This window comes from Idiomarina loihiensis (assembly GCF_024584785.1).
Taxonomy (GTDB): Bacteria; Pseudomonadota; Gammaproteobacteria; order Enterobacterales; family Alteromonadaceae; genus Pseudidiomarina; species Pseudidiomarina fusca.
The window spans coordinates 559110-584901 of sequence record NZ_CP074112.1 but is presented as its reverse complement, the minus strand read 5'-3'; the positions used below and the strand labels follow the sequence as shown (position 1 = coordinate 584901).

At 47.7% G+C, this 25792-nt stretch carries 19 protein-coding genes; 6 read left to right on the top strand and 13 right to left on the bottom strand.

The window, feature by feature from the left end:
* Positions 1 to 4 precede the first annotated feature (4 nt).
* Entirely contained in the window at positions 5 to 778 is a 774-nt protein-coding gene (locus KGF88_RS02680; RefSeq protein WP_162014599.1) for a DUF3108 domain-containing protein, read from the bottom strand.
* Positions 779 to 991: 213 nt separating this feature from the next.
* On the opposite strand from KGF88_RS02680, the gene fadE reads away from it, so the two are divergent.
* Together fadE and KGF88_RS02670 are read left to right on the top strand one after the other, a co-directional pair.
* Entirely contained in the window at positions 992 to 3451 is a 2460-nt protein-coding gene (gene fadE / locus KGF88_RS02675; RefSeq protein WP_153826983.1) for an acyl-CoA dehydrogenase FadE, read from the top strand.
* Positions 3452 to 3589: 138 nt separating this feature from the next.
* Positions 3590 to 5152 (top strand): AbgT family transporter, encoded by a 1563-nt coding sequence (locus tag KGF88_RS02670; protein ID WP_153826982.1) that lies wholly within the window; start codon positions 3590 to 3592, stop codon positions 5150 to 5152.
* Between the two features lie 98 nt (positions 5153 to 5250).
* On the opposite strand, the gene KGF88_RS02665 is transcribed toward KGF88_RS02670, so the two are convergent.
* From KGF88_RS02665 to KGF88_RS02655, 3 genes are all read right to left on the bottom strand, one after another.
* Entirely contained in the window at positions 5251 to 6438 is a 1188-nt protein-coding gene (locus KGF88_RS02665) for a multidrug effflux MFS transporter (protein ID WP_110075407.1), read from the bottom strand.
* Between the two features lies 1 nt (position 6439).
* Positions 6440 to 8161, bottom strand: coding sequence for a 5'-nucleotidase C-terminal domain-containing protein (locus KGF88_RS02660; protein WP_228759551.1), 1722 nt, complete (start codon positions 8159 to 8161; stop codon positions 6440 to 6442).
* A 66-nt stretch (positions 8162 to 8227) separates the two neighbouring features.
* The gene (locus KGF88_RS02655; protein WP_110075409.1) at positions 8228 to 9160 is read right to left on the bottom strand and encodes an isopenicillin N synthase family dioxygenase; all 933 of its coding nucleotides are present in this window, start codon (positions 9158 to 9160) and stop codon (positions 8228 to 8230) included.
* Between the two features lie 172 nt (positions 9161 to 9332).
* Between KGF88_RS02655 and KGF88_RS02650 the strand changes: the two genes are divergently transcribed.
* Both KGF88_RS02650 and argE read left to right on the top strand, forming a co-directional pair.
* Positions 9333 to 9908: a hypothetical protein gene (locus KGF88_RS02650; protein ID WP_153826980.1), complete on the top strand. Its 576-nt coding sequence runs from the start codon at positions 9333 to 9335 to the stop codon at positions 9906 to 9908.
* A gap of 73 nt (positions 9909 to 9981) precedes the next feature.
* Positions 9982 to 11139, top strand: a complete 1158-nt coding sequence (gene argE, locus KGF88_RS02645; protein WP_153826979.1) for an acetylornithine deacetylase — start codon at positions 9982 to 9984, stop codon at positions 11137 to 11139.
* Positions 11140 to 11218: 79 nt separating this feature from the next.
* On the opposite strand, the gene KGF88_RS02640 is transcribed toward argE, so the two are convergent.
* Positions 11219 to 13432 (bottom strand): YfaP family protein, encoded by a 2214-nt coding sequence (locus tag KGF88_RS02640; RefSeq protein WP_153826978.1) that lies wholly within the window; start codon positions 13430 to 13432, stop codon positions 11219 to 11221.
* A gap of 116 nt (positions 13433 to 13548) precedes the next feature.
* Complete coding sequence (rnhB, locus tag KGF88_RS02635; protein ID WP_257119957.1) at positions 13549 to 14124, bottom strand: ribonuclease HII; 576 nt, start codon at positions 14122 to 14124, stop codon at positions 13549 to 13551.
* Positions 14125 to 14197: 73 nt separating this feature from the next.
* Between rnhB and KGF88_RS02630 the strand changes: the two genes are divergently transcribed.
* Both KGF88_RS02630 and KGF88_RS02625 read left to right on the top strand, forming a co-directional pair.
* On the top strand, positions 14198 to 15745 hold the full coding sequence (locus KGF88_RS02630; RefSeq protein WP_110075414.1) for an AbgT family transporter: 1548 nt from the start codon (positions 14198 to 14200) through the stop codon (positions 15743 to 15745).
* A 5-nt stretch (positions 15746 to 15750) separates the two neighbouring features.
* Entirely contained in the window at positions 15751 to 16536 is a 786-nt protein-coding gene (locus KGF88_RS02625) for an SDR family oxidoreductase (RefSeq protein WP_153826977.1), read from the top strand.
* A gap of 23 nt (positions 16537 to 16559) precedes the next feature.
* On the opposite strand, the gene KGF88_RS02620 is transcribed toward KGF88_RS02625, so the two are convergent.
* The 7 genes from KGF88_RS02620 to KGF88_RS02590 all read right to left on the bottom strand — a co-directional run bounded on the left by KGF88_RS02620 (position 16560) and on the right by KGF88_RS02590 (position 25732).
* The gene (locus KGF88_RS02620; RefSeq protein WP_153826976.1) at positions 16560 to 19088 is read right to left on the bottom strand and encodes a ligand-binding sensor domain-containing protein; all 2529 of its coding nucleotides are present in this window, start codon (positions 19086 to 19088) and stop codon (positions 16560 to 16562) included.
* Positions 19089 to 19106: 18 nt separating this feature from the next.
* The gene (locus tag KGF88_RS02615; protein ID WP_153826975.1) at positions 19107 to 19871 is read right to left on the bottom strand and encodes an EAL domain-containing protein; all 765 of its coding nucleotides are present in this window, start codon (positions 19869 to 19871) and stop codon (positions 19107 to 19109) included.
* 210 nt (positions 19872 to 20081) lie between these two features.
* Positions 20082 to 21671: a dihydrolipoyllysine-residue acetyltransferase gene (locus KGF88_RS02610; protein WP_153826974.1), complete on the bottom strand. Its 1590-nt coding sequence runs from the start codon at positions 21669 to 21671 to the stop codon at positions 20082 to 20084.
* A gap of 12 nt (positions 21672 to 21683) precedes the next feature.
* A complete protein-coding gene (locus KGF88_RS02605) occupies positions 21684 to 22661 on the bottom strand; it encodes an alpha-ketoacid dehydrogenase subunit beta (protein WP_153826973.1) in 978 nt (325 codons plus the stop codon).
* The gene (locus tag KGF88_RS02600; RefSeq protein ID WP_110075420.1) at positions 22661 to 23860 is read right to left on the bottom strand and encodes a thiamine pyrophosphate-dependent dehydrogenase E1 component subunit alpha; all 1200 of its coding nucleotides are present in this window, start codon (positions 23858 to 23860) and stop codon (positions 22661 to 22663) included. The genes KGF88_RS02605 and KGF88_RS02600 overlap by 1 nt, the downstream gene beginning before the upstream one ends.
* Positions 23861 to 23945: 85 nt before the next feature.
* Positions 23946 to 25004 carry a succinylglutamate desuccinylase gene (astE, locus tag KGF88_RS02595; protein ID WP_257119956.1) on the bottom strand — a complete coding sequence of 353 codons (1059 nt, stop codon included), beginning with the start codon at positions 25002 to 25004 and terminating at the stop codon, positions 23946 to 23948.
* Entirely contained in the window at positions 25001 to 25732 is a 732-nt protein-coding gene (locus KGF88_RS02590; RefSeq protein WP_110075421.1) for a DUF599 domain-containing protein, read from the bottom strand. The genes astE and KGF88_RS02590 overlap by 4 nt, the downstream gene beginning before the upstream one ends.
* Positions 25733 to 25792 lie beyond the last annotated feature (60 nt).

Genomic DNA, 25792 nt, shown 5'->3' with positions numbered 1-25792 from the left:
TCTCTTAATGCCTCAGTAGTTGCCTCAGTAATAGCGAGGCAACTTCGTCACCATCTTTGCGCTGTGTCATCTTCACTAGCATATAATCCAACTCAGGCGCTAACCAATAGTCAGTTTCGCGCCGCGAGTTCTCGCGCACTCGCACCACTTTTATGGCCTCGATATCACCGTAGGGTAAACGCAAGGTTTCACGCGCCTGCACTGCATAGATAAGCTCATCCGCTTGGCCTTTTTCATCCAATACTTGGTAAGTTAATTCAGCCCCATTATCAGCCTCGGCCACATCTAACCGTAATTGCTCAATATGTGAGGCTTCGTCAATCCGTTGCGCCAACCAAGGCAGACTTAGAGGCTGCTGTGTAGCCTGATCGATAATCTGTTGTTGCGACCAATCAAAGGTTCCAGCAAAGCCTTTATCGCGCCCGGTACCTGAGCGTTTGTATTCCATAGATTGCGATTGCACTTTGCCTTCGTGCAGCACAAATTCGCTCCAAAACCGGCGCCGATCAGATAAAAACAATAAACTGATTTCAGTTTCCGTGTAGAGACTGTAGGTGTTGTTAGTAGCATCGTAACTGAGTTCGCGCACTGCTTCACCATATTGACTACCGCCACGATGTACCTCGTACCTAGCCTCGTAAGGCTGCAACAGGTCTGGCTCTGCCGCCACTGCCTCGCTCATGCAAAACGACAACAACAGAGCCATGCCACTAACTGCAGAAAAGTAGCTCAAAGTGTTGCTGTAAATCGGTAAGCCCAACTTGCGCAAAATCGCCATCGTTGTGTTCCTCATCGTTGCTTGCGAGTAGTTTAATCCACTGTAGCTTAACCAGTGGCTGCTGTTAACACTCAATCAGACCCATACTTGACTCAATAGTTTAACTGCTTGTTCGCTGCCAGGCATTAATTTCACTTGAAAATAGTGATCAAATTGACTACCCTCGTCGTATCATTACTGGTCTGACCTCTAACATTATAACGGAGTCGAAACATGAGTGTCGCCTTATGGGTTATAGCCACCCTAGTGGTACTAGGTGGTTTTTTATATTTTCGTAGTTCATTGCTAGCCACCAGCTTAGGCTTGGTGGGTATGTTTGCCATTGGTAGTTGGTTCGACATTGTCGGCCCAGTACTATGGACCCTACTAGCTATTATCTTAATTCCGCTTAACTTTACGGCGTTTCGTCGTGGCGTCTTGTCAAAAGCCTTACTAGGTGCTTACCGTAAAGTCATGCCGGAAATCTCTGAAACCGAGAAAGACGCTATCGATGCCGGTACTACTTGGTGGGAAGGTGAATTATTCCGTGGTGCTCCAAAGTGGAAGAACCTGCACAGCATTCAAAAAGCCGAACTGTCAGCAGAAGAACAAGCTTTTCTTGACGGTCCTTGTGAAGAAGTTTGCAAAATGCTGAATGACTGGGAAGCCACTCATGAGCTAGCCGACATGCCTGAAGATGTGTGGCAATATCTGAAAGATCACAAATTCTTCGCGATGATCATCAAGAAAGAATACGGTGGTTTAGAGTTTTCAGCTTATGCGCAATCTCGAGTGTTACAAAAACTGGCTGGGGTAAGTACTATCTTGGCTTCAACCGTAGGTGTCCCTAACTCGTTAGGCCCAGGTGAGTTGTTGCAACATTACGGCACCAAGGAGCAGAAAGACCATTACTTGCCGCGCTTAGCGAATGGCCAAGAAATCCCATGTTTTGCGCTAACAAGCCCAGAGGCTGGTTCAGATGCTGGATCTATTCCAGACACTGGAGTTATCTGCAAAGGCCAGTGGAACGGTGAAGAAATCGTTGGTATTAAGCTTAACTTTAATAAACGTTACATTACGTTAGCTCCAGTAGCTACCGTGTTAGGATTAGCGTTCAAACTGTATGACCCTGAGCATTTATTGGGTGATAAAGAAGAGCTAGGAATCACAGCCGCTCTGATTCCGCGTGATACCGCTGGGGTTGATATCGGTCGCCGTCACTTCCCACTCAACGTACCATTCATGAATGGTCCGATTCGTGGTGAAGACGTGTTCGTACCTTTAGATTACATTATCGGTGGTCCCAAAATGGCCGGTAAAGGCTGGCGCATGTTAGTTGAGTGTCTGTCGGTAGGCCGTGCTATTACTTTACCTTCTAATAGTGCTGGTGGGGTTAAATCTATCGCGTTAGCAACCGGTGCTTATTCTTACATTCGCCGCCAATTCCGCTTACCTGTTGGTAAAATGGAAGGTGTACAAGAAGCACTAGCTCGTTTAGCTGGTAACGCCTACTTGATGGATGCAGTCACCAGTTTCTCTACCAAGGGTATTGATTTAGGCGAGAAGCCGTCGGTGATCTCAGCCATCGCTAAATATCACATGACAGAAAAACTGCGTGCCTGTATGGACGACGCCATGGATGTCCATGGTGGTAAAGCCATCTGTTTAGGTCCGAATAACTACTTAGGCCGCGGTTACCAAGGCGTACCGGTAGCTATTACGGTAGAAGGTGCAAACATCCTTACCCGTAACCTGATGATTTATGGTCAAGGTGCAATTCGCTGCCATCCTTATGTACTAGAAGAAATGCTAGCCTCAGCTGAGACCGGCAAAGCTGGCCTAGAACGCTTTGATAAAGCTATCTGGGGTCACATTGGCTTTGGCATGAGTAACTTTGTTCGTTCTTTGGTACTTGGTTTAGGTTTCTGGCGCTTCAGTAACGCACCATACGGTGACAGTACTGCTCAATACTACAAGCAAATGAACCGTTTCAGTGCCAACTTAGCGCTGCTTTCTGACGTAGCTATGGGTGTGTTAGGTGGTTCATTGAAGCGTAAGCAACGCATTTCTGCACGTTTAGGCGATATGTTGAGCTACTTGTTTATTGCGTCTGCCACACTGAAGCGTTTTGAAGACGAAGGCCGTCAGCAAGCTGATTTACCTTTGTTACATTGGGCACTGCAAGATACCTTGTACAAGCTTCAAGAAAGCCAATTAGCGCTATTAGATAATTTTGGTGGTGTTGGTGCGGTCATGAAAGCTGTGATGTATCCATTTGGTCGCATGGTGAAACGTCCATCGGATAAGCTGGATAGCAAAGTCGCGAAAATCTTGCTGAAGCCAAACGAAAGCCGTGAACGTCTTGGCGCAGGTCAATTCTTGTCACCAGAAGGTCAATTTGGCTATTTAGAGCAAACCTTGCGTGACATCATTGCTGCTGAAGAGTTGTTTGATCGAGTACGCAAAGCTGCGGATAACCGCCGCCTGCCATTTATGTTCTTGGATAAAGTAGCTGAACAAGGTAAACAGCTTGGCGTATTAAACGACGATGAAGTAGCCTTGCTACAACGTGCTGAAGCAGGTCGCTTACGAGTGATCAACGTGGACGATTTTGCTCACGAAGACCTATTAGCCGGCAAAGCAGCACGTGACTATGCCCTAGCTCAAGCGAATAAAGCCGCTGACGCTGCCTAATCTTGAGTGGGGTCAGAGTGCTTTAAATAGCACCAATCAAAGGCCAATCCTCGCGATTGGCCTTTTTTATGTGTACAATTCAGCGCTTGAAACGATTCGAAACCTACTATAAGTACAAACAACAGGAGCTTTTATTGCATGCCGCAAGCATCCTCGACAGCAACTAAAAGAGGCGCCTTTACGCGTTTTCTCGATACGGTAGAATATTTGGGCAACCTACTGCCCCACCCCATTACCCTTTTTGCATTATTTGCCATTGGTATTGTGCTGTTGAGCGGCATTGCCAGTTATTTTGGCTTAAGTGCTCTTGATCCCCGTCCAGGTGGTGCCGAGATTGAGGTGGTGAGCTTACTCAATGCCGAAGGTATTCAACGCATTGTTACTGGTTTGGTGACCAACTTTACCGGTTTTACCCCATTAGGTACGGTATTAGTGGCATTACTTGGGGTAGGTATTGCTGAACGTTCAGGCTTGTTATCAGCAGCAATGCGAGGGCTCGTCATGAACGCTCATCCGCGCGTCGTTACCGTCGCTGTGGTCTTTTCTGGGGTTATTTCTAATACCGCAGCCGAGCTAGGTTACGTGGTCTTGGTACCGCTTGCCGCGATGATTTTCCATTCCCTCGGGCGCCATCCATTAGCTGGTATGGCTGCAGCTTTCTCGGGCGTATCTGCCGGTTATAGCGCTAACTTGCTGATTGGTACCGTCGACCCGCTCTTAGCTGGTATCACCACCAAAGCTGCCAACCTGATTGATCCTGACTATTATGTAGGCCCAGAAGCTAACTGGATGTTTATGTTCGCTTCTACCTTCTTGATTGCCATTATGGGTACGCTGGTTACTGAGAAAATCGTCGAACCTAAACTAGGCAAATACGATCCAGAAGAAGCTACTATCAACTTAAAAGAACAAACGATTGAGCCACTCTCTAAGCTAGAAAAACGTGGTTTGATAGGCGCCGGCTTAAGCTTTTTAGCACTGGGTGGCTTGTTGGCCTTAACCATAGTGCCTGAGTGGGGCATTTTACGTCACCCTGAAACGGGCGAAGTAGCTGGCTCACCTTTCTTAAAAGGCATAGTGACCTTTATTTTTATTACTTTTGCTATTCCTGGCTTTGTTTACGGCCGTATCACCAACGTCATGCGCACAGACCGCGATGTAATTGATGCGATGTCTGATAGCATGAGTACCATGGGCATGTACATTGTGCTGGTGTTTTTTGCGGCGCAGTTTGTAGCCTTCTTCGGGTGGACTAACTTTGGTAGCATTCTTGCCATTAAAGGTGCCACCTTCTTACAGGATGTGGGATTAACCGGCCCTGCGGTGTTTATTCTGTTTATTCTGATGTGTGCGTTCGTCAACCTGATGCTAGGCTCGGCATCGGCACAGTGGGCCATTACAGCACCGATTTTTGTCCCCATGCTGATGTTGATTGGCTACGCTCCAGAGGTCATTCAAGCAGCTTATCGAATTGGTGACTCGGTCACCAACATCATCACCCCTATGATGAGCTATTTCGGGCTTATTTTAGCGGTCGCGGTACGCTACAAAAAGGATACCGGGATTGGGACCATGATTGCGATGATGTTGCCTTACACGATTGTCTTCTTATTAGGTTGGGCAAGTTTCTTCTTTATTTGGGTGTTTGGCCTAGAACTACCGGTGGGCTGGTGGGGAACACCTACGTATTACACACCTTAAGTTGTCGGGAAAATACCAACCCAACCATAAAAAAGCCGCGCGAACTTTCGAGCGGCTTTTTCGTTGGATAACTATAGCTTCAATCCCTACCTAGAGCCTTAGGCTGGACGGCGTAAGACTCGATACATGACCACCGCAGTAAGACCGCAGGCTCCCATCATATAAAGCATAGCTAACGGGTCGTAGTGTCCCAGCACATTCACCAACGCAGAAATAATGCCAGCAATCAAGAATTGCAGACTTCCGGTTACTGCAGAAGCCGAACCGGCTCGCTCTTGCTGCTCTGCTAACGCTCCTGCCATGGCATTTGGAAACACCATGCCGAGCGTGCTGATATACATGAAGAGTGGAATAATAACGCCCCAAAAGCCCCAGTTATAATGCCCGGCGATAAACAGTACCAAGGCAATCAAACCTAATACTGGCAGTGATTTATTCAGAATTTTGCGAGAATCATGACGTCGTAATAACCACGCATTCAATTGCGATAGCCCAATAATGCCTACAGCATTTAAGCCAAAGAGCCAACTGTAATGGGTGGGCGACAAACCAAAGTGTTCAATAAACACCAAGGGGGATGCGGTGATGTAGGCAAACATGCCTGATTGGGCTATGCCACCGCTTAACGAATAACGCAAAAAGCTGCGGTCGCGCAGAACGCCCCAATAAATGGGCAAACTTGATCTGATTCGTACGGCTTGGTTGGGTAAACGTGTTTCTGGTAAGCGAATATGAACTATCGCCAAACACGCCACCGCTAGCGCGGCCACAATAATAAAAATAGCTTGCCAACCAAACGCAGCAGTAACATAAGCTCCCATCAAGGGCGCTAAGATCGGTGCTATCCCCATCACCAAAATCAAAAACGAAAACACCTGGGCTGAAGCTTGTGGCGTATACAAATCTCGCACCATAGCTCGCGCAATAACCATGCCTGCACAAGAGCCTATCGCCTGTAAAAATCGCAACACGATGAGGCTTTCAAGATTGGGCGCATAAGCACAAGCAAGGGAGGTAACAATATACAACGCCAAGCCAAAATAAAGAGGTGGCTTTCGACCAAACCGATCCGATGCTGTTCCGTACAGTAACTGGCCAATAAAGAGGCCGAGAAAAAATGATGTTAGCGATAACTCAACACGATTCGTCGGTGTATTGTAGCTTTCGGCGATAGCACCGAAAGCTGGTAAATACATATCAATAGAGAGCGGACCAAAAGCAGTGAGTAGCGCCAGCACCACCACCACAATATCAAAGCGTGCTGTATTAGATACGGTTACCGGCATGTTACTGCACCGGCTGGTAGCTAAGAGTACTATGCTCGCTAGGTCGTTTAATGGTTTGTTGTACTCGCGCCCAGTCTACAAACGACTGCGCATAATTTACGTAAGTATCGTTAACGCGGCCTTGTGCTTGCAAATCAGCCAGCAACTTCCAACCATCATTACCACCGGCTAAAAAGCTGTTGGTGATCATGATATAAGTTTGCTCTGGCTGTACTGGCTGCCAAGCCTTGCTGCGGCGATTTTGCACAGCGAGCTGACTAACACGCTGCCCTTCGGGTTGCTTCATATCAACCGCAAATCTTACCCCCGCACCATGCGGATAGGCACCATCAGAGCCACCAGCGGAGATGGCATAAGCTAATGCTTGCTCGAGTACCTGACGCAGTTCTGCCCCGCTAATCTGCACTTCTACCAAAGTGTTGGAGAAGGGTAAAAGACCATAGGCATCGGCGACAGTAAAACGGCCTGATTTAATTTCGTTACGCACGCCACCGCCATTTTGTAGAGCGAAATCAGCTTGTGGCGCACTTGCTAGAAAAGCCTCAGCGACAACGCGGTGAGCATCTGAATAAGTTCCTGGCCCACATTGCGCGGGTACTGGACCCATCCGCTTAAGACACAAACGTTCAGGTACGTCAGCGATAACCTGCATGGTTAATTCTTCTAACTGAACCTGATAGCCGCTTAACAGCTCAGTTACTTCGCTATCCCCTGCTTTTGCCCAAAATTGCGGTAATTGGGCTAATGCATGGGGCGCATCTGGGCTTAATAAAAGGTGTGATTGACCGCCACAGCTCGCTACTTGATCACCGTTAAAGTCTATCACTAACTCACCCACCACTTGGCTATATTCCCACGCGTGAACGACACACACTGGGTCACCATCAAGATTCACTGTTTGCATCGGGTAGGGGCCAACACTAGGTAAACCAAACCGTGCGTAGTCGCCAAGCAAGGTGTGTGAATCACCACCGACAATAAAATCAATAGCAGGTAACTTCTCAGCTAAAGTCAAATCGTTGCGATATTGAATGTGAGTTAGCAAGCCAATCTTTTCAACCCCCAGCCGCTGCAATTCAGCAACATAGTAAGCGGCTGTAGTGTATTCATCAGCAAACGTAGTGGTTGCATCGGGTTGCGATGAGTTTTTCGTTTTAACAGCAATATCGAGCCCGATCAGGCCTACTTTCTCGCCGCCAACATTGAAAATCGTATAGGGCTGAAAGCTGTCCCAGCGCGTTTTTGGCGTAAGCGGTGAGACTCCTACTTCTGGCTCAACATTAGCACCTAGCACCACCGTGCTACAGTCGCTCATCGCTAAAAAATCCAAGAAGGTTTTCAAGCCTTTGTCACCACTATCAAACTCGTGGTTACCCAAGGCAAAAGCATCAAAGCACACATGGTTCATGAGTGCCGCATCTGCTTCACCATTAAACAGGGTATAAAACAAAGTGCCGGTAATAGCATCTCCCGCATGCAGGGTTAACACATGCTGATGTTTATTCCGAATGTCTTCAATAGCAGCTGCCACAGCGGCAAAACCACCACTTTGCAAGCGGTGATCTTCGCCTTTGTAACTGATAGCCGTTCGCTGTCTTGGCACCAGGTGCGAGTGGTGGTCGTTAATATGGGCTACGGCCAACTGAAACGGCTGCGGTTGTTGTACCTGCGCACAACTTGCTAAGAGCAACCCAACTAAGCCTATTCCAATACGTTTCAACATCAACTTACCACTCCCATTTAAGATTAAACTCACACCACAACTCATGCCCAAGCGTTAAGATTTAGCTTACTTAATTAAACCAATTTCACGCAGCCGCTCAAGCAAATAATCATCGGCGCTGATAGGTTCAAATCGCTGTGGGTTTTCATCGCTAATACAACTTGCTAACGGAGTGATCATCACATCCGGATTAAAGTGCAAGAAGAATGGAATGGAGTAACGCGATTTTGCACTGAATGGTGCCGGTGGATTCACCACGCGATGGGTAGTTGATGGCAACACCCCGTTGGTTAAACGCTGTAACATATCACCCACGTTACAGATAATAGCGCCTTCGATGATGGTCACCGGAATCCAACTACCGTCTTTGGCTAAGACTTCTAACCCAGGTTCACGTGAGCCAACCAGTAGCGTTAACACGTTAATGTCTTCATGAGCACCTGCACGCACTGACGGTGTGCCCTCATCGATGATGGGTGGGTAGTGCAACGGACGTAAAATGGAGTTACCAAAATTTACTTTATCGTGAAAGAAATCTCGAGGCTGTTTTAGATACACGGCTAAAGCTTCAAGCACCTGTAAACCCAACGCATCGAGTGCTTCATAAAGCTTTAAAATCTTGGTTTTAAAAGCAGGAAGCTCTTGTGGCCATACGTTCGGCGTTAATTGCTTGTACGGTGCAACCCCTTCAATTTCCCGGCCAACATGCCAGAACTCTTTTAAATCTACATGTTTAGCATCTTTTGCAATCTCAGTTCCAAATGGCGTGTAACCACGTGCGCCGCCACCGCCAGGAATATGGTACTGTTTTTTCACCGCTTCAGGTAACGCGAATAAATCACGGCAAATATCGAGTGCATCATCAATCAACTGTTGCTCGATACCATGTTTAGTTAAAGCTACAAAACCATGTTGCTCGTAGCCAGCGCCAACATGCTGTGCAAATGCATCAAAATCTTGCCCATACAGGCTCATATCAATGTGCGGTATTGAATTCATCGGTTGTTTATCCAAAGCGGTGTGTCATCAAGATTTAAACGAATAAAGTACTTAAAACCAAGGGGCTGGCTGGGTAAAGGTTCAGTAAACCCACTAGGTAAGTTGCCTTACGCTTGCTAATGTTAGGCTCGTAGTGTAGCAAAAATGCAGTAAAAAAGTGAGGAGAATCACGATGAAATTGCTAAATAAAATCATGCTTTCTGTGGTCGCAACGGGGGCTGTTATGGCCAGCTCAGCTAGCTTTGCTCAGAGCAGTAATGATGCCCAAACGAGTCCTCGTTATTCGGCATACAACTATGGCAGCATTGGTATCACCAATCATGATGGTGGTGATAGCATCATTGCCCAAGGTAGTTATGAATTTAGCAGTCCTTATTACGTGAGTGGTTACTACCGTAATTTTGATAGCGATACTGCCGGAAGCAACGATGCCTTCGGCATCAAATTAGCCCGTTATTTTTGGTTAAGCCAAGGCTTAACAGCTGATCTTGGAGTACGTGCTGGTAACGTAGACTGGGGCCCTGTTGATAGCAGTTTTTGGGGCGTTGAAGGCATTCTGCGTCAACGTATTGACCAATTTGAAGTGTATGCTGGCGCGGGTTGGGTAGATTACAGCGATGCTGGTACCGACAATCAGTATCAAGTTGGGGTGAACTATTATCTCCAAAATAATCTGTCGGTTGGTGTCGGCTATCAGGATGATGAATTTGGTGATGGCTTACGCTTGCGAGCAAGCTACCACTTCTAAGCCTAGCCCCTACCCTTTTTAAGAATATGAGGTATGCTGTGTGCATGAATGATGCTGACGTACGGAGCAATTTATGGCACAGCTTCCTAGTTTTTTAGAAATGTATCGCGATCTTATTGCGATCCCTTCTGTTTCCTGTCTTGATACCAGCTGGGACACCAGCAATAAGCCCGTTATCGAAAAATTAGCCCGTTGGTTTGAAGCTCTTGGTTTTCAAATCGATGTGCATGAACTCGACCATCAGGCCGGTAAATTTAACTTGTTGGCTCATTACGTACCCGACGGCTGCGACAGCGGCGGCTTACTGCTCGCTGGTCATACTGATACAGTGCCCTGGGACGAAGGTCGGTGGACTCACGATCCTTTTAAACTTCGTGAAGCCGACGGCCGTTTATATGGGCTTGGTAGTGCTGATATGAAAGGTTTTTTCGCTTTTGTATTAGAAGCACTGCGAGGTATCGATTTAACCAAGCTACGTCAGCCCCTCTATATTATCGCCACGGCAGATGAAGAGACCACCATGGCTGGGGCTCGTGAGCTCGATGCATTTGGCCACTTAAAACCCGCTTATGCGGTGATTGGTGAGCCGACCAATATGGTGCCGGTCACCGCCCACAAAGGCCATCTAACCGAGGCCATCAGGGTTACCGGTAAATCCGGACATAGTTCCAATCCTGCCGCGGGCATCAATGCCATTGAAGTGATGCACGATGTGATCACGGAATTACGTGTCGTACAGCATGAATTTCGCGAACGCTATCATGATAGTACTTTTGTGGTGCCCTATCCGACCCTAAATTTTGGCGCTATTCATGGCGGTGATGCGGCTAACCGTATTTGTGCTTGTTGCGAATTACACCTCGACATGCGCCCGCTACCAGGCATGAATATCAGCGATTTATACGGCATCATCGATCAACGTTTAGCCGAAGTAAAAGCTAAGTATCCTGGCGCTATTTGTTTAGAACACATGCATGAGCCGATTCCTGGCTATCGCTGTGAGCCTGATTCAACGATTGTGCAACTCGCACAACAACTTACTGGCAACCAAGCGGAACCAGCTAATTACTGCACTGAGGCACCATTTGTGCAAGAGTTAGGCTGTCAGACCATTATTATGGGCCCCGGCAGCATTGCCCAAGCCCATCAGCCTGATGAATACATTCGCATTGATGAAATTGCTCCGGCACAAAATCAATTGCGCGAGTTAATTCAACGCATCTGTTTATAGAGCCGTTCTCACAATTAACAAAGCCCGCATACACCACTATGGCTGCATGCGGGCTTTTCTGTGTGCTAAAGAATAGCGCTTAGTCTACTGACTTTTCAGGAAACAACATCATGCTATTAGCACCATCATTGCCAATATCTGAGTTAGCACGAGGTACATACTGATCCACTCGAATCACGCTAACGCTGCCATCCTCAGCAACCTCTAGATCAAACGCGATCCAGGTATCATTAGTACCATCGGTATCTTCATCTTGGCTGGGTGCGAAAACGTAGTTCTCACCGTTCACCTGTAGTTCTACCCGCGTAGGCGATTGGAACACAGTGCCACTGCCGCTGTAATGATGCACGGCATAGCGATAAATACCAGGATACGGGAAAGCTGGTACCGTAGTAACTTCAGGCCCGTAACTCGAAGTATCATCAACATCTAAATCTATGGTGACACCATTGACGGTTTGATTGCTATTGCTGTAGTAGATTCGGAAACGTTCAGTGCTGGCCTCGCCATTCGGCACGGTAGGTCCCATAAAATGGGTGTCTAAATCGCGTGGATTTTCGCCCCAAGTTAAAGTAACACGCATGGCTCCTGGCACTGCGACCACGCACTCTGGCAAGGTCATATCTTCACTACCAGTAACTAACGGAAAGGTGGTACTGATGCCACTGGCGTCATCCACTGAGATAAGGATCTGACTATTGGGCCGTACCCGAATCGAATAATCACCTTCGCCATTGGTATAAGCCGAAGAGCGACCGATATAATTCACCCCTTCCGCACGGATCCGAACGTTGCGACGCGGTGTCACACCATCTTCTTCAAAAACACAACCATTCACTCGAATCGAATCAAACAGCACATCTGCATTCCAGGTGGAGAAATGTCCAACCACACCTTCATAATACTGAGCGCCGCTGCTGCTATCCGTTTGCAAGGTTGCTTCGCCTTCAACTTCCCAGATACCAGTCACTTCATTGAAGTGAATAAGCGGAATCGTTGCCGGCGGTGATGTCGCCCGTTGCGCTAGTGGGATGCGGATAGTTGCTTGGGTACCTTCAGCAAGGTTAATGGCCCCGCCACTGCTATCAGAAAAACTAGCGTCAATAGCACCAAACGACTCAATCAGTTGCACCACATCTTGCTCTGGATCATAGGCTTCATACTCGCCGGGCATGATGTCTGGATCCGATGAAGCATCGATATTAGTCAACTTCGCCGTCACCTCGCCGGTCACCACTTCACCGGCAGCATTAACAAACGCATTAGCTGGCAAATCAACCGCCATCGGTGAATCAGTAACCGTTACCATGGTAGCTGCAGCGGCGTCAAAATTAACTTGAGCATCCACAGCTATCATCGCTACCGAGGTACTGGTAATAGGGTTTTCAGTACTGGTACGCGCTACATCTGAACGGCTAGCAAAACCATCAGCAACAGCGCGTAACACGAGGCGCTCTTGGTAGCCGACACCACTTATAGTAACTCGTCCTTCGCTGTTCGTTTGCACATTGTCGAGTAACAAATAGGCGCTATCGTCTTCAATTACAGCACCAGCCTCGCCGCTGAATACATAAGCTTCTACCGAAGCATCAGCAATTGGCATGGCTGTTTGATAGTCAGTGACCAACACGGAGACAGAGCCAAAGGTTGAACAAGTTACCTCTATGGAAGGCGCTGTTTCACCTACAGTAAATTCCGCTGGCGTAACACTACAGGTATGGCCAACTAATTCATCCACACTTAATTGCACCTGATCACCTGGGCTGACCGGCTGCTCTAACTGCACATCTCCGGTAGTAAGCGCTTGACTGTAGGCTTCTCCATTAATGCTGTAGTTGAGCGTTAGTTCACGACTATTACCAGCAACTGTACATTGCATGGCAAAGGTTGGAGCTACCACCTCGTCTTCACAGGTTAAGGCTAAATCGGTGATGTCCTCCCCGGCAAAGGTCACTTGTTCAGGATCAATCGTACAAGCTTGCCCGTCTGGGGCTGCTACTACCGCTAGGTCTACTGTAGTTTCATCGTCCCATTCGGTGGTAAAAGCAAAATCGCCATCTTCACTTACGGTTAGACTCTCGTCGTTAGCACTAAGCTCAACTGCGCCCGCCAAGCCCGTTGCCGTGCCAGCCAGAGTATAACTGGCCGGTGGTGGCGGCGGCGGCGGTGGTGGGGTTACTGGGTCATCATCTTTGCTATCGCTAGAGCACGCAGCAAGTAACGTTAAAGAGGCAACCCATGCCATCACTTTTAACGATTGCTGCAGCCCTTGATAAGTTGTAGATATTCTCATCACACTCTCCTTAGTTTATGTAGCCGAAGCTAAATTAAACATAGTCAAGTGTTAATATTGTGTAAATAAAAGCCGATAGATTTTTTATAAGCATTTCTTTTAATGTAAGATTTTGTCTAACTAACACTACCCAAAACGCGCTTTACTGGCGCAAAGCTGCGACGGTGGATGACGCAGGCCCCCTGTTCACGCAAGATTGCCAGATGTGCAGGGGTTGGGTAGCCCTTATGTTTGGCAAAATCATAGTGAGGAAACTGCTGGTGCCACTCCAACATTTGTCGGTCGCGCTCTACTTTAGCCAAAATCGAAGCAGCGCCAATACATTCATGTAAGCCATCCCCACCAATCACTGCCTGGGCTGGCACCTGTAACTGCGGTACATGGTTGCCATCCACTAACACCATACTTGGCGCAACTGGCAGCCCTGCCACGGCTCGTTGCATCGCCAACAGCGAAGCCTGCAAAATGTTAAGGTCATCAATTTCACTAGCACTACACTGCGCTATCGCCCAATACAAAGCTTTTTCTTTGATCTCGAGACTCAAAGCTGCACGTTTTTTTTCCGAGAGCTTTTTCGAATCATTAATGCCCACAATCGGCTTGGCAGGGTCTAAAATAACCGCTGCTGCCACCACAGGCCCGGCAATAGGGCCGCGCCCTGCCTCATCAGTACCACAAATCATAACTTTCATCTTGTTGTTGAAGGAACATGGGGTATGATACTTTCGTCTTAATCATAATAACAATACAACAAGGGGTTTTCTCATGTCTGGTTCGCAAGAATCGTCTACCTTGCTTAATCGCATTCTCGACAAAGTTGAACGGGTAGGTAATAAACTACCTGATCCTGCCGTCATGTTTTTTGGCTTATTGGTGATTGTGTGGGTACTCAGTTACCTGCTCGCTGGCATTAACTTTAATGCTATCCACCCGCTTACGGGCAATAATGTGGAAATCACAAACTTGCTGGCGGGCGACAAAATGGCTGACTTCCTCGCCAACATGGTCAATACCTTTATGGGTTTTGCGCCCTTAGGCGTCGTTTTGGTTGCGATGCTTGGGGTGGGTGTAGCTGAGCGCAGTGGTTTTATTAACGTAGCCATTAAACTGATGCTTAATGTCACGCCAAAAATGCTGCTCACGCCGGTCCTCATTCTTATTGCAATTGTCAGCCATACCGCCGTAGATGCCGGTTATGTGTTGGTTATTCCGTTAGGCGGGGTGATTTTCTACGCTGCAGGACGCCATCCTCTTGCTGGTATTGCAGCAGCTTTTGCCGGGGTCTCCGGTGGCTTTAGCGCAAACTTTGTACCTTCCGCTATCGATCCGCTCTTGCAGGGATATACCTTAGCGGCTGCGCAAATTTACGACCCTTCTATTCAGTTAAATCCGCTCAATAACTACTTCTTTACCGCTGCATCATCGCTGGTGGTGGTTGCTGTGGGTTGGTTTTTAACCGATAAAGTGATTGAACCACGGTTAAAGAAGACCGCCACAATTGATGGTGATCAAGAAGATATGCCAGTGCTAGACGATGTTACGCCTCGTGACCGTAAAGCTTTTTATGCTGCTACCTTGACCATGGTTTTGGGTTTAGTTGCCCTGTTCTTTGCCGCCACGGCAGAAAATACTCCATTAGCAGATCCAACTGGCGAGTTAAAATCTTTTGCGGCACCGCTGATGCAAATGATAGTCCCGTTGATTTTCTTGCTCTTTATCGTACCAGGCATAGTGCACGGCTATATCTCTGGTAACTTTAAAAACTCACAAGATGTCATTAAAGCCATGAGTAAATCGATGGAAGACATGGCCTACTACATGGTCATGGCATTCTTCTGTGCGTTATTCATTAAAGCCTTTGGCGATTCTAACCTAGGAACTCTACTCTCCATCAAAGGTGCTCAGTTCTTAAGTTCACTGCAGTTATCTGGTGGAGTCACCATGGTTGGCTTGATCATGCTGGTAGCATTTATCAATCTATTCTTGGGCTCATCGTCTGCGAAGTGGGCGCTGTTATCACCGATTTTTGTACCTATGCTGATGCAATTAGGTTACTCACCTGATTTAACTCAGGCTGCCTATCGTGTAGGTGACTCGGTTAGTAATATTATTACCCCGTTATTGCCTTACTTCCCGTTAGTGGTGTTGTATTGTCAGCGCTATGTGAAGGGTACTGGTATCGGTTCATTAGTAGCTATGATGCTACCCTTTACCTTTACTTTGTTGATCCTGTGGTCCGCCTTCTTAATCATTTACTGGATGATTGGTTTCCCACTAGGTATTCAAGCTAACTACATTTACCCTGCAGGCTAACAGGTATGAGTTACTTTCAAGGTAAAACCGTGTGGCTAACCGGTGCCTCCTCAGGCATCGGCTTAGCCATGGCTGAACAGCTAGCCAGCGCCGGAGCTCATTTAATCCTAACCTCGCGTCGCGCTGAGGTATTAGAGCAAGTACGGCAACAACTTGCTCATCCAGAGCGCCACCAAATCTTGGCTCTTGATTTGAATCAGCCGGAGCATGTGGCGGCACAAGCACAGGCGGCCTTGGGTGATCAAGTTATCGATATCCTCATCAATAATGCCGGTGTTTCGCAACGTTCGTTGATTCTAGACACCGACTTAAAAGTCTATCGGCAATTAATGGAAATTGACTATTTTGCCGTGATTGCGCTAACCAAATTGGTGTTACCGCGGATGGTGGAGCGGCGCGCTGGACACATAGTTACGGTATCTAGCGTTGCGGGCAAAGTCGGAACCAAACTACGCAGTGGTTATAATGGTGCTAAGTTTGGGGTGATTGGCTTTATGGACTCGTTAAGGGCTGAAATGACCAGCCATGGTTTGGTGGTCACTTCTATTTTACCTGGTTTTATCAACACCCAAGTGGCGCACAATTCCCTTACTGGTGACGGCTCAGAGTTGGGTCATGCTGACCCTGATAATGCTGGGGGCATTTCAGCAGCAGAATGTGCCAAACGCTCGTTAGCCGCCATCGCTAAGCAACAAGCTGAGGTGGTGGTGGGCTCAGGCGTATCCAAACTGGCGCCATGGTTACAACGCTTTGCTCCCGGGCTAGTGCGTCGTATGGTTGCCAATCGATAAATAGCTTGATGAACCAGCAAGCTTCAGCGCTTGCTGGTCAAGCGCCAGCCTAATAACCCACCAAGTAGTAATGCCAGTACCACCAATGCGTACCACACATTACGTTGATCAAAGAATCGCCCTTGTTGGCTAAACTTGATACCCGTGGGTTCATTCCATTGCCCACCTAGATAGCGTGCACGCACCTCAAAGCGATAATTACCCGGAGGTAACGAGGTGTATTCCACTGCGGTAGCGCTGCCACGATTTATCCAGTCATCATCAAAACCAACCAAGCGCGTTTGATATTCTAACTGCTCCGGCATAGCATAGGTCATGCTGACGTAAGAAAAGGTAATACGCTTCGTAGTTGGGGTTAATTGTAGGTCATCGACAGACTGCGCTGTGTCGTATTGCGGCGCTAGCAGCAGTTGCTTATCTGCGTTAATAGCTTCTAGCAATACAGGCTCAGGCTTATTACCCTCAGCATCATTCGCTTGCGCCTGGGCTGGATCTACAGCAATCACACCAAGTGCAGAGGCAAACCACAACTGATTGGTGTCACTCACTAAAGAGGCAGGCCCACCGGTAGTCAGTTGCCGCGTAACCATGCCATCAGCTTCTGAAAAGCGCTGGTAACTTATGTTGGTGATACGTCTATTCAACCAACCATCAAGGGTCTGGCGGCTTAAGCGTGCGATCCCCTGAGAACTCCCTAACCAAAGATGATGGTTACTATCAAAGTTAATCGAAAAAGCCTTATCAAAGGGCAGCCCATCACGACGCGACAACCAGCGCCAGTCGTCACTCGCTAAGGGTCGCGTGATTAAACCATGATCTGTCGCGAACCATAAACGTTGTTGGTGGACCACGCCAGCAAAGACGTTACGCGCACCAGTAAAAGCTGGTAGATCTACTGCCTCGGGCTGCCACAAATTAAACGATGGCGTAGTCGCTAGCTGGGCCAGTGGATCGGCCACCTGTGGGCGTAAATACATGAGTGTGAGCGTTGAACCCAGCCAAATTCCACCATTGGGGTCGATGGTAATAGATGAGATAAAATCACCTGGCAAACCGTTCGCGGAATTTAAACTATCCAAGACAGTTAACTTACCGAACTCTGCGGCAACTAACTTGAGTCCTTCAGGGGTGCCCAACAACAGATGTCCACTAGGTAACACCTTAACGATTCTAACTTCGTTACTATCAAGCCCATTTGCTGCGGTTAAGCTGGCACTCAATCCTTGCTGGCTTAATTGCAACAAACCGCTGGTATAAGAACCAACATACATCAACTGTTCCGAACCACGCGCCAGGCTTAACACTGAAACTTTGTTGGTATCTGATTGCCCCGCAACAGCGACAAAGCGGTCGCCCTGCTGCCGACTGATACCGTCATTGGTACCAATCCAAATCGCCCCCTGCGCATCTTCGGCAATAGCGCGAACATTATTACCCTTGATACCATCAGTTTGGGTATAGCTGCTGAACAAAGTATTGCGCAACTGCACCAAGCCACCATGGCTAGCAATCCATAGATTATTATCTCGATCTTTAAAAAGATCGTTGATGTGTGAGTTCGGTAAGCCATCTTCTACCGATAACCACTGCTCAGAATTAAGACAAAACCTGCCTAAACCCTGCGTAAAGGTACCGACCCAAAGGCAACCATTGGGGCCTTCAACTAAACTGGTGACGCGATCTTTAATCGGCACGGGCCAAGGTTGAAACGGTTCGCCTAAGGCACGTTGAAAAAAAACGCCCTCATCGGTTGCCACCACTAACGTCCCATTGGCCAAAGTTAGCATGGCTCGCACCTGAGTAGCCGGTACACTTGGCTCTTGGACAAAGCTGTCAGTAGCAGCATGATAATAGGCGAGGCCTAAGCGCGTTCCGGCCCATACGCCGGCGTTTTCGCGATAACTACGAGGGGCTTGGTGAATACGAAAGGTAAAGTCAGCTGGTAGCCCCTCGGTTTGGGTATACAATTTATGTTGCCCTTGGCCACTACTATCTACCTGATAAAGACCTGCGGTCGAGGCTGCCCAAAAGTGTTGTTGCTGGTCGATCAAGGTTTCAAAAATATAACCCTCACCAACTTTGACGTAATCCCAACGTTGCCCATCAAATCGCACGACCGCACCGCGAGTTCCCGCTACTTGAATCAACTGCTGATTAGGTGACATAGATACATCAAGAGCGCCTGCTTCGGGCATCTTAGTTTCTGCGGTGTCAGCATAGATTTGAAAAGTCTGGCCGTTATAGCGTACCGGGCCTTCCCACGTGGCAAGCCAGATACTGCCATCTTTAGCTTGGGCTATTTTATTGACTGAGTTATGGGGGAGCCCATTACGGGTATTCCACGTACGCACCGCATACTGCCCCAGTGCCTTTTCGGCAATAGCGCTAGCAGTTAGAGGCTGCTCTAATAACGCTGCTGATGGTGTCGATGGTGAGGTTGATGTCGAACTGAGTGAAGCGCCATGCGCGCCGGCCATAGCAACTAAGCCAAGTACGCCAAAGCTAAGTAGCTTTAAACCTAGGCGCCAACCAGAAAGCTGAACTGGATTCATGAAGAATAACTCGACAAGTTAAAGACTAGAAAAAGGTACGCTAGCTAAATGTTCCAGCTCTGGTTTCGCAAAATAATACCCCTGCACCAAATGAATCCCTAAAGCTAAAATACAATCAAGTTCCGCTCGTGTTTCAATACCTTCCGCCAACATTTGTGTTCCTTGTAGCAGGCATTGTTGCACCACTTGTTTGACCATTTTTTGTTTGCCCGGATGCTGCTCAATATCGCGTATAAGCTGCATATCCAGTTTTAGAATATCAGGCCGCAAATCCACTAGCCAGTCCATCCGTGCATAGCCTGAACCGTAATCATCTATGGCCGTTTTAAAGCCTCGTTTAGAATAGCTACTAAAAATTCGCTGCAAATGATTTTTATCGATGATCTGTTCGCTTTCGGTGACTTCAAACACCAGCTTAGTTAAATCAAAACCATACAAGTCGGCGGCTTCTATCGTCGCTTTAATACAGGTCTCGGGACTATAAACGGCATTAGGTAAGAAATTAATATTAAGATAGGCTTGGCACCCTAAGCGTGCAGCTGTTTCAATAGCTTTAACCCGACAGGCTTGGTCAAAGTAATAGCGGTTATCATCGTTGATGCGTTCAAACACCCAGCCAGCACCTTGCCCTTCAGGACCTCGCACTAAAGCTTCATAAGCTACAATAGCCTGCTTGTGCCAGTCTACAATCGGCTGAAATGCCATTTTAATTTCAAAACCAAGCGTTTTACCGCTTAAACAATCCCGGCAGGTTTGTTGCTTTATCGACTGAGGAAATTCCATAGTCCGCCTTTTTTGAATTCCGTTACAAGGTTAATTATCTAATAGCGAGCTATCGGCAACGATGACAAAATCTTTAATTGCTGACAACCAATATAAGTTATCACAAGCTTTTCTAGCTAACACTAGTTTAATTTTTATCCAAAAAAAGCCGGCTTTTAGGCCGGCTCTTATCCTTTAGGAAAGGTCTTCAGAGTAAGCTGGCGCTACCAGCTAGATCATATGCACTAACATGCTGGTTGGATCTTCCAAAAACTCCTGCCAACGCTTATTAAAGCGTGCAATAGTTCCACCATCGATAATACGGTGATCACCTGACCAACTTGCCGTCATGATTTTACGTGCAACCACTTGCCCTTGCGCATCAAAGCGTGGCAATTCTTGCACCTTACCTAAGGCCACAATTGCTGCTTCTGGCTTGTTGATAATAGGCGTTGCAACTGTGCCCCCAATCACCCCGATATTTGAGATAGAGATAGTTCCACCTTTCATATCTTCTTGGGCGACGCGGCCCTCACGAGCGGCTTGGGTTAATCGAGTTACTTCGTTAGCAATATCAATGATGCTCTTATTCTGCACTTGTTTAATATTAGGCACCAGCAAACCGATTTTAGTATCTACTGCCATGCCAATATTATGGTCGTCAAAATAAGTGATTTCGGTACAGTCATCGTTGACCTGGGCATTCATCACCGGAAACTCTTTTAACGCCAGCGATAAAGCTTTAATGAAGAACGGCATCATGGTGATGCGAACACCCTGATCAGCGTAGCGCTCTTTTAACTGTTTTTGCAGCGCCATGACTGCAGTTAGGTCAAACTCATCCGCATAAGTAAAGTGCGGAATAGTACTCACTGAACGCATCATTTGTTTAGCCATTGCGGCTTTAACGCCTCGAATAGCTTCTACTCGCTTACCACCTACAGCCTGACTCGAGGTTGCTGTTGGCTGTGCGGTTGCATTTACTGTTGCACTGGCAGCAGCATTTTCAGTACCTTGGGCAAAGGCCTCTACATCTTGCTTAAGCACTCGGCCTTTAGCGCCAGAGCCCTTCACTTGGCTAATATCAATATCTAACTCACGGGCCCGACGTCGCACAGCAGGGCTGGCGATAGCCTTGCCTGGACGTTGTGCCGCCACGTTATTGTCAGTCATGCTGCGCTCTGAAGTGCTTTGCTCTGAAGTACCAAGCTCAGCTGTCGCTGCAGTTACTGCCTTTGCACTTACTGGTGCAGCTGCGCCCCCCGCTACTCGAATAGCAAACAAGGGCTGATGTACCTTAGCAATATCACCTTGTTGATAATAAAGCTTCTCAACCACTCCTGATTCTTTCGCTGGAATTTGTACCAAAGCTTTATCTGTCATCACATCAACCACAGGTTGATCTTCTTCAATGACATCGCCCTCTTGCACTTGCCATTCAACGATTTCACACTCAACAATACCTTCACCAATATCCGGTAAAATAAAGTCCGTCACGCTGCTGCTATCAGTCGCAGATGCTGCTGCTTCTGGTGCTTCTGTTGCTGCCGCTGGTTCAGCGGCACTAGCTGACTCGCTATCAGCATGGCCTGCAATGGCAAACAATGGTTCATGAACCTTAGCAATATCACCTTTGGCGTAATACAACTTAGCCACCACGCCATCTTCTTTGGCAGGAATTTGTACCAAGGCTTTATCGGTCATCACATCAACCACCGGCTGATCTTCTTTGATGCTATCGCCTTCTTGTACCAACCATTCAACGATTTCGCACTCGACAATCCCTTCGCCGATGTCTGGTAAGATAAAATCTTTACTCATAGCATGGGCCTCTTAATAGGTCATCGAAGCTTTGATCGCTTCGTAAACTTTTAGGTGATCGACAAAGTATTCTTTTTCATGGCTTAGTGGATAAGGAGTATCCAATCCACATACACGCGCAATAGGTGATTCCAAATACAAGAAGCACTGATCTTGAATCGTGGCCGCTACCTCACTCGCAAAGCCACCCGTCAAAGGCGCCTCTTGGGTAATCACTAACCGGCCGGTTTTGCGCACTGATGCTGCCACTGTGTCAACATCCCATGGTAATAAGCTGACCAAATCGATAACTTCGCAATCAATACCGTCTTGAGCTGCCATTTCCGCAGCTTTCTCGGCCATTTCAACTTGCGCACCCCAAGCTAACAGGGTGATGTCCTTACCTTCTTTGACAACGTCCGCTTTACCTAATTCTAGCCGGTAATCTTCTTCTGGCACCTCGCCAACAGAGGCACGATAAACCCGTTTGGGTTCCATGAACAAGACAGGGTTTGGATCAAAAATAGCGCTCAGTAATAAGCCTTTGGCCATGTATGGATTACGCGGCATGACAATTTTCAGGCCCGGCGTATGCGCAAAGTAAGCTTCTGGAGACTGTGAATGGTAATGACCACCGGCAATACCGCCGCCGTATGGCGTACGAATGGTTAAACCGCCCACGTTAAACTCGTTACCTGAACGATAGCGGAACTTAGCCGCTTCGTTCACGATTTGGTCAAAGGCTGGGAAAATATAATCACTAAACTGAATTTCAGCAACGGCATAGCTGCCTTGCGAGGCAAGACCGTTGGCAAAACCAATAATACCTTGCTCCACCAGCGGCGTATTAAAGTTGCGATGACGGCCATACTTCTCGGTCAAGCCAGAAGTAGCTCGGAATACCCCACCAAAGGCCCCGGTATCTTCACCAAAACTGTAAACCTTATCGCTGCTAGCCATCGCAATATCAAGCGCATTATTAATGGCCTGTAATAAGTTCATTTTTGCCATTACTTATCTCCTCCATCCATACGCGATGCGGTTTTTGGGTAGGCCTCTGGGTATTTGCGAATGTGCGCTTTTAACGCTTCTAGCTGCTCTTGCAAATGTTTCGGAGGAGTATCATAGACATCTTCGATAATTTCATCGATATGCGGTACTGGCACAGTTTCAGCAGCCTTTAATGCAGCCAACACCGCGGCTTTTTTCTCATCGTAGTTCGACTGCGCCTGCTCGGTGGTGATCCAACCCTGCTGCTCTAACCATTTTTGGAAACGCACTACCGGGTCTTTCGCCCGCCAAGCGTTCTCTTCTTCGCGAGTACGATAGCCGGTTGGGTCATCTGACGTTGAGTGGCCGGCCATACGATAGCTCATCCCCTCAATTAACACAGGTTCGTTGTGTTCAACTGCTAGCTCACGCGCTAACTTAGTCGCTTGGTAGACTGCAAACAAATCGTTGCCATCCACGCGGATGGTCTTCATGCCATAGGCCACACCACGCGGTGCAATACCATCGCCAGCATATTGTTCGCCCTGTGACGGAGTAGAAATCGCATAACCATTGTTACGACAGAAGAAGATAACCGGTACTTTATACACGGCAGCCATGTTTAAAGCAGCGTGAAAATCACCTTCTGAGGCAGCACCTTCACCAAAGTAACAAATGGTGCAGTTACCGCTCTTATCCATTTTCTGGCCATAGGCATAACCCGTTGCCTGTGGAATTTGAGTGGCTAATGGGGACGCAATGGTCATAAAGTTTAATGCTGCGGTACCATAATGCACTGGCATCTGACGTCCTTTGCCTAGGTCTCGCTCGTTCGAGAACAGCTGATTCATAAACTGCTCTACAGTAAAGCCTCGAAACGCTAGCGCGCCCTGCTCACGGTATTGCCCCATGATCATGTCGCTATCGCTCAGCGCCGCAGCCGAGCCAATGCTGGCGGCTTCTTCGCCTAGCGACGACAAATAGAAGCTGATACGTCCTTGGCGTTGCGCTGCAATCATGCGCTCATCCAGAATGCGGATAAACTGCATGGTGTCAAAAATCTTCAGTGCTAGTTCCTGGCTCATGTCTGGCACGTCGGCCCCAGCTTGCACGCTACCATCTTCTTTCAAGATCTGTAGCATTGGAATTGTTAACGCCGAACCGTCAATAAATTTCGGTTGGGTGACAATATCTAACTGATGTTGGTTATCTTTAGCCATAACTTTCTCGTTGTAAGAAAAATTGCGCTCACTTTACCTTTACGTTAACTGACATGCAAACAAGAGACGTCAGAAAACTGCAAAATCAGACCAGTTTCAATTGCTCTAAAGCGATAGGTACGACGGTAAGTAAGGCCCGTTGCCCAATCGCCACGTTCGCATTTGGAAAAATAATCCGTTCGCCAGGCTGCTCCACTCGGTATTCTATCTCGCCATCGGTAGCCAACAGGTGACCCTGCGCAAACTCAGTAAAGTTAGCTACGTCATCTGGAAAATTTAAAGCAAACTGTTCTGCTTGCCGATTAATGGTTCTACATACGTCATAAACCTGATGTCGGCTCGGGCTAAATTCAGGGAGTTCTAACGCCTCTGTACTTATTAGTTTACGCAAACCGCTATCAGCTTGTGCAAATCTACTCATATCGTTCTGCCCAAACGGACGCACCTTACCTAACTCCACGGTAAACGCATGGGCCTTGTGGGCCTGCACACTGTAGTAACTAAAAGTAGTGGTTGGTGCCCGATTAAGCAAAATGGTATCCACGCCGCACTCTGCCAAGAAGGTCAGTTGCTGTTTGCTATAGGGCTCACCATGGGTAAAGGGATATACCGCAAATTGTTCATGTTTTGAATCACGGATAGCCGTATGCAAATCGTAGTGATAACGTTGCTGTAGTTTAAAAAACTGACTCACGTAACGCTCAATGTCGCTGGCACGTTGATGCTCGGCTGTATCACCTTGGCTATGAGCACCGCTGAATAAGCGGTTCATATTAACGTCCACAAAGCGTGAGTCATTTAAAATAGCCGCCGGGTTGGCGATTAAAAAAAGGACACGTTGGCTAGGCACTAAACGCTCAGCCAAGATATCCTGCAGCATATCCCGCACCATTTCTATGGGTGCAGTTTCATCACCATGTACCGCACAAGAAATCACCACATCTTTGGTTGCTGCTACCGATGCGGGAGGGGTTACGGCAATCACGCCATAATCCCAAAAGGCTACGTCAGTGCCATTGCTTAGGGTTTGTGTGGTCTGAATGGGATCTGTCTGCGCAGGCCCCTGAAATAGTGCCGCTAACGGGGCATCTGGGCGCTCCGCTAAGGCAGCGCTCACACTCCAACGTAATACGTCAAAACTCACGATGATTCTCCATCTGTCGTAATGGGGCCTGGCTCTAAACCTTTGGTTGCTAATAACGCCCGCAATACGCGTGAACGATATTCGCGACGGTACAAGACAAAAATCACCACGGTGGTGGCCCCAATGAATAAGTAGGGATGCAAAAACCAACACAGAAAGGCTAACGAAAAATAATAAGCACGCAGCCCATTATTGTATTCATGTCCGGCTTGATCTAAAACCTTAGCGGCCTGGCGGGCAAAGGTTTCACGTTGCTCGTCAGTAAACTCAGTGCTGCGATATTGTGGCGCGGCACCAAGCAGTACTGAGACAAACCCAAATTGTCTAATCGACCAAGTGAACTTAAAAAATGCCCAAACAAAAATTAACGACAGCGTTGCCAGCTTAAACTGAACTTTGTCAGGCGCAGTTGGCGCCGTAAAGGGAATGGATTGCATCACCTCAACCACCTTGTCAGCGGATGCTAACAAGGTCAGCACACCGGCCAACACCAGTACCGTCGAGGACGCAAAGAAAGTCACCGTACGCTCCACATTACCTAGCAGCGCAGCATCAGCGATTTGGTGTTCTTTACGGGTTAAGGTGCGCATCCAGTCAACTCGGAGTTGACGCAGAATATGCGAAAGACTATAGGTACTGCGTGCGCGAATACGGGCAAACTGGGTGTAGCCTACCCATACCGACACAAAAAACAACAATGCGACGAGATCAATAATCGCTAGGTTCATGACCGGCTTTCCTGTGCTGAAGTGCTGGCAACAACGGTTGCCAGCACAAGAATCAGTTTA